At 71.5% G+C, this 12,752-nt stretch carries 11 protein-coding genes; 4 read left to right on the top strand and 7 right to left on the bottom strand.

Annotated features, from left to right (window positions below; all coding sequences use genetic code 11):
- From VFH10_RS16050 to VFH10_RS16040, 3 genes are all read left to right on the top strand, one after another.
- A partial coding sequence (locus VFH10_RS16050; protein WP_325130328.1) for a glycogen debranching protein occupies positions 1-1,331 on the top strand: 1,331 nt, incomplete at its 5' end.
- Between the two features lie 78 nt (positions 1,332-1,409).
- Entirely contained in the window at positions 1,410-2,828 is a 1,419-nt protein-coding gene (locus tag VFH10_RS16045; RefSeq protein ID WP_325130326.1) for a sigma 54-interacting transcriptional regulator, read from the top strand.
- Entirely contained in the window at positions 2,825-4,795 is a 1,971-nt protein-coding gene (locus VFH10_RS16040) for a hypothetical protein (RefSeq protein ID WP_325130324.1), read from the top strand. Before VFH10_RS16045 ends, VFH10_RS16040 begins: the two co-directional genes overlap by 4 nt.
- 9 nt (positions 4,796-4,804) lie before the next feature.
- On the opposite strand, the gene VFH10_RS16035 is transcribed toward VFH10_RS16040, so the two are convergent.
- On the bottom strand, positions 4,805-5,692 hold the full coding sequence (locus VFH10_RS16035) for an alpha/beta hydrolase (protein WP_325130322.1): 888 nt from the start codon (positions 5,690-5,692) through the stop codon (positions 4,805-4,807).
- Positions 5,693-5,816: 124 nt separating this feature from the next.
- On the opposite strand from VFH10_RS16035, the gene VFH10_RS16030 reads away from it, so the two are divergent.
- Positions 5,817-6,668 carry an SGNH/GDSL hydrolase family protein gene (locus VFH10_RS16030; protein ID WP_325130319.1) on the top strand — a complete coding sequence of 284 codons (852 nt, stop codon included), beginning with the start codon at positions 5,817-5,819 and terminating at the stop codon, positions 6,666-6,668.
- Between the two features lie 115 nt (positions 6,669-6,783).
- Here the strand turns inward: VFH10_RS16030 and VFH10_RS16025 are convergent, their stop codons facing one another.
- The 6 genes from VFH10_RS16025 to VFH10_RS16000 all read right to left on the bottom strand — a co-directional run.
- The gene (locus tag VFH10_RS16025) at positions 6,784-7,791 is read right to left on the bottom strand and encodes a sugar phosphate isomerase/epimerase family protein (protein WP_325130317.1); all 1,008 of its coding nucleotides are present in this window, start codon (positions 7,789-7,791) and stop codon (positions 6,784-6,786) included.
- A 31-nt stretch (positions 7,792-7,822) separates the two neighbouring features.
- Complete coding sequence (gene xylA, locus VFH10_RS16020; protein ID WP_325130315.1) at positions 7,823-8,983, bottom strand: xylose isomerase; 1,161 nt, start codon at positions 8,981-8,983, stop codon at positions 7,823-7,825.
- The gene (locus tag VFH10_RS16015) at positions 8,980-10,164 is read right to left on the bottom strand and encodes a Gfo/Idh/MocA family oxidoreductase (protein ID WP_325130314.1); all 1,185 of its coding nucleotides are present in this window, start codon (positions 10,162-10,164) and stop codon (positions 8,980-8,982) included. The genes xylA and VFH10_RS16015 overlap by 4 nt, the downstream gene beginning before the upstream one ends.
- Positions 10,165-10,248: 84 nt before the next feature.
- Positions 10,249-11,307, bottom strand: coding sequence for a substrate-binding domain-containing protein (locus tag VFH10_RS16010; RefSeq protein ID WP_325130312.1), 1,059 nt, complete (start codon positions 11,305-11,307; stop codon positions 10,249-10,251).
- A gap of 56 nt (positions 11,308-11,363) precedes the next feature.
- Complete coding sequence (locus tag VFH10_RS16005) at positions 11,364-12,437, bottom strand: ABC transporter permease (protein WP_325130310.1); 1,074 nt, start codon at positions 12,435-12,437, stop codon at positions 11,364-11,366.
- Positions 12,434-12,752, bottom strand: a 319-nt coding sequence (locus tag VFH10_RS16000; RefSeq protein ID WP_325130308.1) for an ATP-binding cassette domain-containing protein, incomplete at its 5' end; no start/stop codon positions are given. The genes VFH10_RS16005 and VFH10_RS16000, both read right to left, overlap by 4 nt.

The raw sequence follows: 12,752 nt of genomic DNA, 5'->3' as shown, positions 1-12,752 counted from the left end.
CCACGCTGTGCTTCCGCGGCATCGACAACGCGGCCTACTACCGCCTCGTCGACGAGGACCGGGCCCACTACTACGACACGACCGGCACCGGGAACACGCTGCTGATGCGGCACCCCCACGTGCTGCAGCTGATCATGGACTCGCTGCGCTACTGGGTCACCGACATGCACGTCGACGGCTTCCGGTTCGATCTCGCGGCGACGCTCGCGCGGCAGTTCCACGAGGTGGACCGGCTGTCGTCGTTCTTCGACCTGGTGCAGCAGGACCCCGTGGTCTCCCAGGTGAAGCTGATCGCCGAGCCCTGGGACGTGGGCGAGGGCGGCTACCAGGTGGGCAACTTCCCGCCGCTGTGGACCGAGTGGAACGGCAAGTACCGCGACACCGTCCGCGACTACTGGCGCGGCGAGGCCTCGACCCTCGCGGAGTTCGCCTCGCGCATCACCGGTTCGTCCGACCTCTACGAGCACTCCGGGCGCAAGCCGATCGCCTCGATCAACTTCGTCACCGCGCACGACGGCTTCACCATGCGCGACCTCGTCTCCTACAACGACAAGCACAACGACGCCAACGGCGAGGGCGGCAACGACGGCGAGAGCCACAACCGGTCCTGGAACTGCGGTGCCGAGGGTGAGACCGACGACCCCGACGTGCTGGCACTCCGGGCCCGCCAGCACCGCAACTTCCTCACCACCTTGATGCTCTCCCAGGGCGTGCCGATGCTCCTGCACGGCGACGAGCTCGGCCGCACCCAGGGTGGCAACAACAACGTCTACTGCCAGGACAACGAGATCTCCTGGATGGACTGGGTCCTCGACGACGAGCAGCGCGACCTGCTCGCGTTCACCAGGCGCGTCGTGGCACTGCGCCGGGACCACCCCGTGTTCCGGCGCCGACGGTTCTTCGCCGGGGAGGCCTCGCAGGACGGCAAGGCGGGCGACATCGCCTGGTTCACCCCCGACGGCAAGAACATGAGCGACACGGACTGGTCGCACGAGTTCGCACGGTCGATGATCGTGTTCGTCAATGGCGACGCGATCCCCGAGCCCGACCAGCGCGGCGAGAAGGTCCTCGACGACTCGTTCCTGATCGCCTTCAACGGCCACCACGAGCCGCTCACCTTCGTGCTCCCGGACGAGGTGTACGGCGAGGGCTGGCTGGTCGCGCTGGACACGCAGGACGACCAGGCCGGCAGCGTGTCCATCTTCGACGACGCGACCACGCTGCTGCCGGGCGTCGAGTTCCAGGTGGCCGACCGGTCGATCGTGGTGCTCCGGCGGCCCCGCCCGACGCGGGACGGGACCGGCAACGAGTCGGGCCGCTCCGCGCGCTGAGTTCCCGGTCAGCGACCGCGCGCCTCAGTTCGCGCCCGCTTTGTCGGGGGTTTTGCGCGCCGGGCGTAGTTTCGACCCATGAGCCGCCCCACGACCCTGGGTGCCCTTCGCGACACCGGCTACCGCGCGCGTTCGGTCAAGGCCGAGATCCGCGACAACCTGCTCGCCCGGCTGCGCGCCGGCGAGACCGCCTTCCCGGGCATCGTGGGGTTCGACGAGACCGTGCTCCCGCAGCTCGAGAGTGCGCTGCTCGCCGGCCACGACCTGGTGCTCCTCGGCGAGCGCGGCCAGGGCAAGACCCGGTTGATGCGGACGCTCGGCACGCTGCTCGACGAGTGGGCGCCGTACGTCGAGGGCTGCGAGATCAACGACGAGCCGCTCGCGCCGGTGTGCTCGCGGTGCCGCCGGCTGGCTGCCGACGCGGGCGACGACCTGCCGGTCGCGTGGCGGCACCGCGACGAGCGCTACGTAGAGAAGCTCGCCACCCCCGACACCAGCGTCGGCGACCTGGTCGGCGACGTGGACCCGGTGAAGGTGGCGGAGGGGCGCACCCTCGGCGACCCGGAGACGGTGCACTACGGGCTGCTGCCCCGCACCAACCGCGGCGTCTTCGGCATCAACGAGCTCCCCGACCTCGCCGAGCGGATCCAGGTCGCGATGTTCAACGTGCTGGAGGAGCGCGACATCCAGGTGCGCGGCTACAGCCTGCGGCTCCCCGTGGACGTGCTCCTCGTCGCCTCCGCCAACCCCGAGGACTACACCAACCGCGGCCGGATCATCACCCCGCTCAAGGACCGGTTCGGCGCCGAGATCCGCACCCACTACCCCGAGCGGGTCGAGGAGGAGGTGGCCCTCGTCGCGCAGGAGGCCGCGCTCGTCGCCGACGTGCCCACGCACCTCATCGAGGTCATCGCCCGGCTCACCCGCGGTCTGCGCGGCTCGTCCTCGGTCGACCAGCGCTCCGGCGTGAGCGCCCGCTTCGCCATCGCGGCCGCTGAGGGTGTCGCCGCCTCGGCGCTGCGACGCAGTGCTCGCACCGGTGAGGGCATCGCCGTCGCGCGGGTGTGCGACCTGCCCAACGTGCTGCCCACCCTGCTCGGCAAGGTGGAGTTCGAGATGGGCGAGGAGGGCCGCGAGCCCGAGGTGGTCGCACACCTGATGCGGGTGGCGGTCGCCGAGACCTTCCGCGACCGGCTGCACGGCCTCGACCTGTCCGGCTTCACCGAGCTGTTCGCCGAGGGCGACACCGTGGAGACCGGTGAGCTGGTCACCGCGGACGAGCTGCTCCGCCAGGTCGGCACGGTGCCCGGCCTCGCCAAGGTCCTCGACCGGCTCGGCTACTCCGACGACGCGCCCGGCGGGTCCGCCGCCGACTGGACCGACCCGCCCGGTCCCGGGCAGGTGGCGGCCGCCGTCGAGCTGGTCCTGGAGGGGCTGCACCTCACCCGCCGCATCGACAAGACGTCCGTCGACGGTCGGGCCGTCTACGGGGCATGACCGTGCCGCAGCACGGGGACGGCCGGTTCCGCTACGGGCCCTGGCACGGCGGGCCCGACCCGCTCGCCCCGCCGTACGACGTCCGCGCCGCCCTGGACGAGGTCGGCCGCGACGTGCTCGCCGGGGGCTCGATGCGCGAGGCGCTGGCCGACCTGCTCCGCCGCGGGCTCGGTGACCGCGCCGGGCTCGACGACCTGGCCGCGCGGGTCCGCCGGATGCGCAACGCGGCCCGCCGGCGCGGGGACCTCGGCGGCACGCTCGACCAGGTCCGGGCCGCGCTCGACCAGGCGCTCGCCGACGAGCGCGACACCCTCGCCGCGGAGGAAGGCGACGACGCCCGCTGGGCGGAGATGGAGCTGGCCACGCTCCCCGACGACACCGCCGGCGCGGTGCGGGGGCTGGCCGACTACCCGTGGCACTCCGACAGCGCCCGCGCGACGTACCAGTCGATCCAGGACATGCTGCGCCGAGAGGTGCTCGACGCCCAGTTCGCGGGGATGGCCCAGATGCTGTCCGACCCCGATCCCGAGGCGATGCAGGCGGTCAAGGACATGCTCGCCGACCTCAACGCGTTGCTCGCCGCGCATGCCCGAGGCGAGGACACCGAGGACCGGTTCCGCGACTTCATGGACAAGCACGGGGACCTCTTCCCCGAGCAGCCCGAGAACGTGGACGAGCTGATCGACGCGCTCGCCCGTCGGCAGGCGGCCGCCGACCGGATGCTGGCCTCGCTGTCACCGGAGCAGCGCGAGCAGCTCGGCCAGCTCATGAGCGACGCGCTCTCCGACCCCGACCTCGCCTCGCAGATGGCCCAGCTCTCCGACAACCTTCGGGCGCTGCGGCCGGGGATGGACCGGGGACCGGTGCAGATGCGCGACGGCGGCGACCCGCTCGGCTACAGCGACGCGGTCCAGGCCGTCGCCGAGCTCGCCGACCTGGAGGCCCTCGAGCAGGCGCTCGCGATGGACCGGCCCGGCGGCACGCTGGACGACGTGGACGTCGAGGTCCTGGAGCGGCAGCTCGGTGCGGGCGCGGTGACCGACTTCCGGGCGCTGCGCGAGCTCGAGCGCGAGCTCGAGCGGCAGGGCTACCTCACCCGTGACGAGGACGGCGTCCGGCTGACCCCGCGGGCGGTGCGCCGGCTCGGCGAGACCGCGCTCAAGCGGGTGTTCGCCCAGATCGACGCCGCCGGCACCGGCGCCCACGAGGACCACCGCACCGGCTCCGCCGACGAGCTCACCGGCTCCGCCCGGCACTGGGTGTTCGGCGACGAGCTTCCCATCGACGCGGTGCGCACGGTCGGCAACGCGCTGCGCCGCGGGGAGGGGATCCCGGCGCGGCTCACCGTCGAGGACTTCGAGGTGGTGGAGACCGAGCGTCGTACGGCGGCGGCGGTCGCGCTCTGCGTCGACCTCTCGTTCTCGATGGTGCAGGAGGGCCGCTGGGGGCCGATGAAGCAGACCGCACTCGCGCTGTCGCACCTGGTGGCGACCCGGTTCCGTCAGGACGCCCTCGAGATCATCGGCTTCGACCGCACCGCCCGTCGCCTCAACCCGGTGCAGCTCGCGGACGTCGAGCCGGAGTGGGTGCAGGGCACCAACCTGCAGCACGCGCTGATGCTCGCCGGCCGGCACCTGCGCCGGCACCCCGACGCCGAGCCCGTCGTCCTGGTCGTGACCGACGGCGAGCCGACCGCCCACGTCACCGCCGACGGACACCCGTTCTTCAGCTGGCCGCCGCTTCCCGAGACGATCCGGGCCACGGTCCGGCAGGTCGACGAGCTCAGCCGCTACGGCGCCGGCATCAACTTCTTCATGCTCGGCAACGACCCCGGGCTGGAGCGGTTCGTCGACGCCGTCGCCCGCCGGGCGGGGGGCCGGGTGTTCACCCCGGACCTGTCCCGGCTCGGCGAGTACGTCGTCGCCGACTACCTGCGCACCCGCCGGGGTCGCCGCCGCGCCGGCTGACCGCCCTCACTACCCGTCGATCACCCGACGCAGGGCCTCGGCGAACTCGTCGGGCCTGCCGGTCTGGCCGTACTCGCCGCCCAGGAAGCCGCCGTGGTTGCTCGGCAGGACCACCGGCTCGGTGCCCAGCAGCGCCGCGACCGCGTCGGCGCACCGCGCGGCCAGCTCCTGGCCCGACTCCTCACCCCGGGCGACGACCACGCGCGTCGGCGCCGACCGGAGCGCCTGCACGTCGGGCTCATGCCGGACACAGGTGCGGTTGTTCTGCCCGAGCAGCGGGTCGTCGCGCGACCCGTCGTCCTCGGTCGGCAGGCCGAACATCGCCGGGTCCGGTGCGGGCTGGTCGAGGTAGGACGCCGGCAGCGGTCCCTGCTGCATGACCAGGGAGATGAACTTCGCCATCGCCGGGCCCATCCCTTCCTTCTGGTAGGTCGCGCCGATGTCGTCGTTCGCGGCGAGCGCCACCTCGGCGTCGGGCACCACCGTGACGAGGGGCGGCTCGTGCGCGACGAAGACGCGCACCTGCTCGGGGTGGCGGGCCACGAAGGCGAGGCCGTTGACCGCGCCGCCGCTGCTGCCGAACAGGTCGACCCGGTCGACGCCGAGCGCCTCGATGATCCGGTGCAGGTCGTCGGCGTGCTGCTCGGGGGTGGACTCCGACGTCGGGTCGTCCTTGACGCTTCGCTCCACACCGCGGGGGTCGTAGGTCACGACCGGGCGGTCGGTGAAGTGCGAGGCCAGCGTGTCGAACCCGGCCGCCCCCATCGGCGACGCCATCATGAACAGCGCCGGTCGGTCGGGGGTGGCCTCGGCGAGGTCACCGCGTACGTCGTACGTCAACGTGACGCCGGGGACCTCGAGGGTGTGCGTGCTGATGGACGTCGTGGGCTCGGGCATGCTTCCTCCTGGTGGGCGGTTGCCAGGCTGACCGGCGGCGGAGCGCAAACTCATCGGCGGGCGTGACTTCGACGCTACTCATCCGTTGTCCTCTTCAGTCACCAACCAACTGACGGAGGACCTCGTGCGCGTCCGATTGCTCGTCCCCGCCCTGGGCGCGTTGCTCGCCACGACCATCATGGCCGCCCCGGCGTCGGCCGACCAGCCGCTGCGGTACGTCGCCCTGGGCGACTCCTACAGCGCGGCGTCCGGCGTGCTGCCGCCGGACCCGACGGCCCCGCCGCAGTGCGCCCGCTCCGCCGCCAGCTACCCGCACCGCATCGCGCAGCGCACCGGCGCCGAGCTCGTGGACGCGACCTGCGGCGGCGCGGACACCGGTGACTTCTTCGCTGCGCAGCACCCCGGCGTCGCACCGCAGCTCGAGGCGCTCTCGCGTCGGACCGAGCTGGTCACGATGACGATCGGGGGCAACGACAGCAGCGTCTTCATCGACACGATCCTGCGCTGCGGGGCGGCGGGCCTGTCGACGCTCGGCACAGGCAGCCCCTGCCGGGACCGCTACGGCACGTCGTTCGAGGACACGATCCGCGCGACGACGTACCCCTCGATCGTGAAGGCCCTGCGCGCCGTCCACCGTCGCGCGCCGAGGGCCCGGGTGGCCATCCTCGGCTACCCGTGGATCATGCCGAAGGCTGTGGGCTGTTTCGACAAGATGCCGGTCGCGAACGGGGACGTCCCCTACGTGCGACGGATCCAGTGGGTGCTCAACGACGCCGTGCGGCGCGCGGCCGCCGCGACCGGCTCGACCTACGTGAGCCTCAACAAGGTCTCCGAGGGGCACGACGCCTGCCAGCCGGTCGGCGCGCGCTGGGTCGAGCCGGTTGTCCAGGGCACCAACCCGGTGGTCGTGCACCCGAACGCGCTGGGCGAGGCGCGGATGGCGGCTCGCGCCCTGCGGGTGCTCGACCTGGACTGAGCCCGGGCATGAGAACGGCCGCTGGCGTCTCGGGTCACCAGCGGCCGTTCAAGGAAATAGAACCATCAATCGGGTCGGTCTGTGGTTCGAATCCGGGAAATCTGACCCGTTCGGACTACTCCGTGGTGGAGAACGCCGCGTCGAATGCGGCAGTTGGTGCGTCGAAGGCGAGCCGGCGGACGAACTCGAGCGCCTCGGGGGCGCCGACGAGCCGGTCCATGCCGGCGTCCTCCCACTCCACCGATATCGGGCCGGTGTAGCCGATCGTGTTGAGCATCCGGAAGCACTGCTCCCAGGGCACGTCGCCGTGACCGGTCGACACGAAGTCCCAGCCGCGGCGCGGGTCGGCCCACGGCAGGTGGGAGCTCAGCCGTCCGTTGCGGCCGTTGCCGATCTGGCGCTTCGCGTCCTTGCAGTCCACGTGGTAGATCCGGTCCTTGAAGTCCCACAGGAAGCCCACCGGGTCGAGGTCCTGCCACATGAAGTGGCTCGGGTCCCAATTCAGCCCGAAGGCCTCCCGGTGGCCGATCGCCTCCATCGCGCGCACCGTCGTCCAGTAGTCGTAGGCGATCTCCGACGGGTGCACCTCGTGGGCGAACCGCACCCCGCACTCGTCGAAGACGTCGAGGATCGGGTTCCACCGGTCGGCGAAGTCGCGGTAACCCGCGTCCACCTGCTCCGCGGTGACCGGCGGGAACATCGCTACGTACTTCCAGATCGACGAGCCGGTGAAGCCGACGACGACGTCGACACCGAGGTTCCGTGCGGCGCGTGCGGTCATCTTCATCTCCTCGGCCGCGCGCTGCCGGACGCCCTCCGGCTCGCCGTCACCCCAGATGCGCGCGGGCAGGATCGCCTGGTGCCGGGCGTCGATCGGGTCGTCGCAGACCGCCTGTCCCTTGAGGTGGTTGGAGATCGCGAACAGCTGCAATCCGTGCTTCTCGAGCACGTCGAGCTTCGCCTTCACGTAGGAGTCGTCCTCGGCCGCCTGCCACGGGTCGAGGTGGTCGCCCCAGCAGGCGACCTCCAGCCCGTCGTAGCCCCAGCCCGCCGCCAGCCGGCACACCTCCTCGAACGGCAGGTCGGCCCACTGGCCGGTGAACAGGGTGATCGGTCGTGCCATGTCTCATTCCTTCCGGGTCCGGGCTGGTGGGTCAGCGCACGCCGAGCAGGTGCTCGAGGGCGAGCTGGTCGAGCGCCTCCATGGCGACGCTGCGCCGTCCGAGCGCCTCGATGTCGTGGGCCTCCTGGCGAAGGTCCGCGAGGGTCTCGCGGTCGCCCAAGGTCGGCTCGCCGAGCTCGCCGACACCCGCGGCATCCATCGCGGCGGCCACCTCTGGATCGGCTCGGAACGCGCGCACCTTGGCGCGGAGCACCAGGTAGTTGCGCATGCAGGCCCGCGCCGACTCCCACACGCCGTCCTCCGCCTCCGCGCGCGGCGGCTTGAAGTCGAAGTGCAGGTAGCCGTCGTAACGGTTGTCCGTGCCGCTGCCCTCGAGCGCGTCGACGGTCCAGAACGCCCCGCGCAGGTTGCCCGCCCCGAAGCGGAGGTCCTGGTCGAAGCGCGGTCCGTGCTGGCCGTTCAGGTCGACGTGGAACAGCTTGCCGTGCCACAGCGCCTGGGCGATGCCCTGCGCGAAGTTGAGCCCGGCCATCTCCTCGTGGCCCACCTCCGGGTTGAGGCCCACCATGGCGGGGTCGTCGAGCTCGGCGATCAGGGCCAGCGCGTGCCCGAGGGTCGGCAGCAGGATGTCGCCGCGCGGCTCGTTGGGCTTCGGCTCCAGTGCGAAGCGCATCGAGTAGCCCTGCTCCTTGACGTATGCGCAGAGCAGGTTCAGCGACTCGGCGTACCGGTCCAGCGCGGCCCGCACGTTCTTCCCGGCCCCGTGCTCGGCTCCTTCGCGGCCGCCCCACAGCACGAACGTCTCCGCGCCGAGGCTCGCGGCCAGGTCGATGTTGCGCAGGGTCTTGGCCACGGCGTGCCGGCGCACCCTCCGGTCGTTGGCGGTGAACGCACCCTCCTTGAACACCGGGTGGCTGAACAGGTTGGTGGTCACCATCTCCACGGCGAGCCCCGTGTCGGCGAGGGCCTTGCCGAACCGGTCCAGCGTCTCCTCGCGGGCGGTGTCGTCCGGGACCAGGTCGTCGTCGTGGAAGGTGACCGCGGCGGCGCCCAGCTCGGCGAGCCGGTACGTCGCCTCGACCGGGTCGAGCAGCGGCCGGCTGGCCGGACCGAAGACGTCGACGCCCTGCCAGCCGACGGTCCACAGACCGAAGGAGAACTTGTCCTCAGGGGTGGGTGCGTAGTCGTTCATGCCGGGATCTCCTGCCAGGAGCGGGTGTCGGAGCTGGTCTCGACGGCGGCCAGCACGCGCTGCACCTGGAGGCCGTCGGCGAACGTGGGCCGCGGGTCGGTGCCCTCGGCGATCGCGGTCACCAGGTCCACGACCTGGTGGGTGAACGCGTGCTCGTAGCCGAGACCGTGGCCGGGCGGCCACCAGGCGGCGACGTAGGGGTGATCGGGCCCGGTGACCAGGATGCGCTTGAAGCCGGCGGTCTCGTCGGCCTCGCCGGCGTCGTAGACCTGCAGGACGTTCATGTCCTCGAAGTCGAACGCGAGGCTGCCCTTGTCGCCGTTGATCTCGATGCGGATGGCGTTCTTGCGGCCGGTCGCGAAGCGGGTCGCCTCGAAGACGCCGACCGCACCGCCGGTGAACTTCGCGAGGAAGACGGCCGCGTCGTCGACGGTCACCGGGCCGCGCTCCCCGGCGCCTGCCGCGGCGGTGCCCGACAGTCCCGAGTGCTCGGTGGCCAGCGGCCGCTCCTTGACGAAGGTGGTGAGCTGGCCGGAGACCTCGGTGATCCGGTCCTGGGTGATGAACTGGGTGAGGTCGATGATGTGCGCGCCGATGTCGCCGAGCGCGCCGGAGCCGGCCTTGTCCTTCTCCAGCCGCCACGACAACGGGGCCTCCGGGTCGGCGATCCAGTCCTGGAGGTACTGCGCCCGCACGTGCCGGACCTCGCCGATCCGGCCGTCCTCGACGAGCCGCCGAGCGAGGGCGATCGCCGGCACCCGGCGGTAGGTGAAGCCGACCATCGCTCGCACGCCGGCAGCGGCGGCACGCGCGGCGGCCTCGGCCATCGCCTCGGCCTCCGCCACCGTGTTGGCCAGGGGCTTCTCGCAGAGGACGTGCTTGCGGGCGTCGAGGGCCGCGATCGCGATCTCGGCGTGGGTGTCACCGGGCGTGCAGATGTCGACGAGGTCGACGTCGTCGCGTTCGACGAGACGACGCCAGTCGGTCTCGCTCGCGGACCAGCCGAGCCGTGCGGCGGCAGCGGCCGCGCGTCCGGCGTCACGGCCGCAGACGACCGCCATCGCCGGGGTCAGCGGGAGCTCGAAGAAGCGGGGTGCGTTGCGCCAGGCCTGCGAGTGGGCGGCGCCCATGAAGACGTGCCCGACCATGCCGACCGCGAGGGGGCGTGGGGTGTCGTTCATGCGGTGAGGCTCCTGTGGGGGAGGGGTGCCCGCCCCGGTCCGAGGAGCGTCAGGACCGGGGCGAGCACGGACGGTGCGGACCGGTCAGGACTCGAAGCAGAGGTCCCGGTAGTCCTCGACGTTGTCGGCGCTGACCACCGGCGCGTTGAGCACGATCCGCTTCGGCACCTCGACCTGCACCAGGTCGGACATGCCCTTGTCCTGGGCGATCAGGCGAGCGAGCTTGATGCCGTCCGCGGCCTGCGTCGGCGGGTAGAGCACCGTGGCCTCCATCTCGCCGTCCTCGATCCACTGCATCGCGTTGCACGAGCCGGCGCCACCGATGAAGAAGAACTCGTCCCGGTCCGCGCTCTCGAAGGCGGCCTTCACGCCGACTCCCTGGTCGTCGTCGTGGTTCCAGATGATGTCGATCTGGTCCTCGGCCTGCAGCAGGTTGGAGGCCTGCTCCTCACCTGACTCGGGGGTGAACTCGGCGGCGACCCGGTCGTCGACCTCCTGGTCGCAGCTCTCCAGCGCATCGGCGAAACCCTCGGAGCGGTCCTGGGTCAGCGGCAGCGAGTCGATGCCCGCGATCTCGGCGATCACCGGGTCGGCGATGTCGTTGTCCTCGATCAGCTGGCAGGCATAGGTCCCGGCCGAGACTCCCATCCCGTAGTTGTCGCCGAGGATGGTCGTCCTGGCGGCGAACGGCGAGGAGAACTCGCGGTCCACGTTGACCACCGGGATCCCGGCCTCCATCGCCCGGGTCGCCACGTCGGTGAGTGCGGCACCGTCGGTCGGCAGCAGCACGATCGCGTCGACGTCGTTGTTGATGAACGTCTCCACCTGGGCGATCTGCTGGCTCGGGTCGTTGGTGCCCTCCGCGGTCTCCAGCTCGATGTCGTCGTAGTTCTCGGCCTCGGCGAGGGCACTGCTGTTGATCGCGGCGAGCCAGCCGTGGTCGGCGGCTGGACCGGAGAATCCGATGGTCACCGTCTCGCCGGTGTCGTCGTTGGAGCTCGCGGCGTTCTGGGCCCCGCCGTCGTCGCCCGCGGGCGGCTCCGGCTCGTTGCTGGTGCAGCCCGTGGCCAGGACCGCGGTGATGGCGATGGCGGCGGTGCCGTTCAGCAACCGGCGCCGGCGCGGCACGGGTGATGCGGACATGTTTCTACTCCTCAGGGTGTGGATGGTCCGAGAGATGTGCCCGGGACGGGTGCCGGTCACGGGGAGTTGGACTGCCGTGCGAGACGCTGCTGGAGCAGGACGGCAAGGACGATGATCGCGCCCTTGGCGACCGACTGGGCCGAGCTGGACAGGTTGTTCTGGGTGAAGACGTTGGAGAGCGTCGTGAAGATCAGCACGCCGAGGACGGTCCCGACGATCGTGCCCCGCCCGCCCGACAGCAGCGTGCCGCCGATGACGACGGCCGCGATGGCGTCGAGCTCGTAGAGCCCGCCGTGGGTGGAGGCGCCGGTGGTCGTACGCGCGGTGATCATGAGAGCCGCGATCCCGCAGCAGAGGCCGACGACGACGTAGAGCATGACGGTGTGCCGGTTGACGTTGATGCCGGCGAGTCGGGCGGCCTCGGGGTTACCGCCCACCGCGAGGGTGCGCCGGCCGAAGGTGGTGCGGTTGAGCACCACCCAGCCGATCAGCGACACCAGCGCGAAGATGATCACCAGGACCGGGACGCCGACGACGTCGGCGCGGAAGAAGTCCGCGAACTCGTCGACGGTGACGATCTGGGTTCGACGCTGGGCGAGGATCTCCGCGTAGCCGCGGGCGGCGGCGAGCATCGCCAGCGTCGCGATGAACGGGACCACTTTGCCGTAGGCGATCAGCAGCCCGTTGACCAGACCGCAGCCGATGCCGACCAGCACGGCCGTGAAGACCATCACGGTCCAGTGGAAGTCCTCGGCCATCGCCTGGGTGGCCACGGTCGTGCACCACACCGACGCGAGTGCGACGATCGCGCCCACCGAGAGGTCGATGCCGCCGCCGGTGATCACGAACGTCATGCCGATGCTGACCACGCCGATGACCGACGCGAGACGCAGGATGGTCAGCGCGTTGTCGAGGTTGGCGAACTGCTCGCCCGACGTGATCACCCCGACGACGCACAGCAGGGCCAGGGCGAGCACGAGACCGAGGTTGCGCCCCATGCTCGTGCGCAGCAGCGCCAGCCCGCCCCGGCGCTCGGCGGTGCGGGCGGCCGCCTCCTCGACGCGCTTGCTGTCGCTGGTCGGGTCCGGTGGGGCCGCGGTCTGCGGTGCCCCGGAGCTGCTCTCGGTCATGCCACTCTTCCTTCCATGACAAGGTCCAGGACCCTGGACTCGTCGAGCTCGGCGGCCGTCGCCTCGTGGACCACGGCTCCTTCACGGACGACGAGCACCCGGTCGGACAGTCCGAGCACCTCCTCGACCTCGCTGGACACGACGACCACGGCGACACCGCTGTCGGCCAGCCTTCGGATCAGGTTGTAGATCTCGGTGCGGGCGCCGACGTCGACCCCGCGGGTGGGTTCGTCCAGCAGCAGCACGCGGCACTCGCGCAGCAGCCAACGGGCCAGCACGACCTTCTGCTGGTTGCCGCCCGACAGCGTGCGGACG

This window comes from Nocardioides sp. (assembly GCF_035697785.1).
GTDB lineage: Bacteria > Actinomycetota > Actinomycetes > Propionibacteriales > Nocardioidaceae > Nocardioides_B.
Note: the sequence above shows the minus strand (reverse complement) of the source record. Positions and strands in the feature narration are given on the sequence as shown.

What these genes read in the sequence shown, in the direction of transcription:
- VFH10_RS16045 (WP_325130326.1), top strand. Translation starts at nt 1,410, where the DNA reads ATGAGCCGCCCCACGACCCTGGGTGCCCTTCGCGACACCGGCTACCGC.
- VFH10_RS16040 (WP_325130324.1), top strand. Translation starts at nt 2,825, where the DNA reads ATGACCGTGCCGCAGCACGGGGACGGCCGGTTCCGCTACGGGCCCTGG.
- VFH10_RS16035 (WP_325130322.1), bottom strand. Translation starts at nt 5,692, where the DNA reads ATGCCCGAGCCCACGACGTCCATCAGCACGCACACCCTCGAGGTCCCC.
- VFH10_RS16025 (WP_325130317.1), bottom strand. Translation starts at nt 7,791, where the DNA reads ATGGCACGACCGATCACCCTGTTCACCGGCCAGTGGGCCGACCTGCCG.
- xylA (WP_325130315.1), bottom strand. Translation starts at nt 8,983, where the DNA reads ATGAACGACTACGCACCCACCCCTGAGGACAAGTTCTCCTTCGGTCTG.
- VFH10_RS16015 (WP_325130314.1), bottom strand. Translation starts at nt 10,164, where the DNA reads ATGAACGACACCCCACGCCCCCTCGCGGTCGGCATGGTCGGGCACGTC.
- VFH10_RS16010 (WP_325130312.1), bottom strand. Translation starts at nt 11,307, where the DNA reads ATGTCCGCATCACCCGTGCCGCGCCGGCGCCGGTTGCTGAACGGCACC.
- VFH10_RS16005 (WP_325130310.1), bottom strand. Translation starts at nt 12,437, where the DNA reads ATGACCGAGAGCAGCTCCGGGGCACCGCAGACCGCGGCCCCACCGGAC.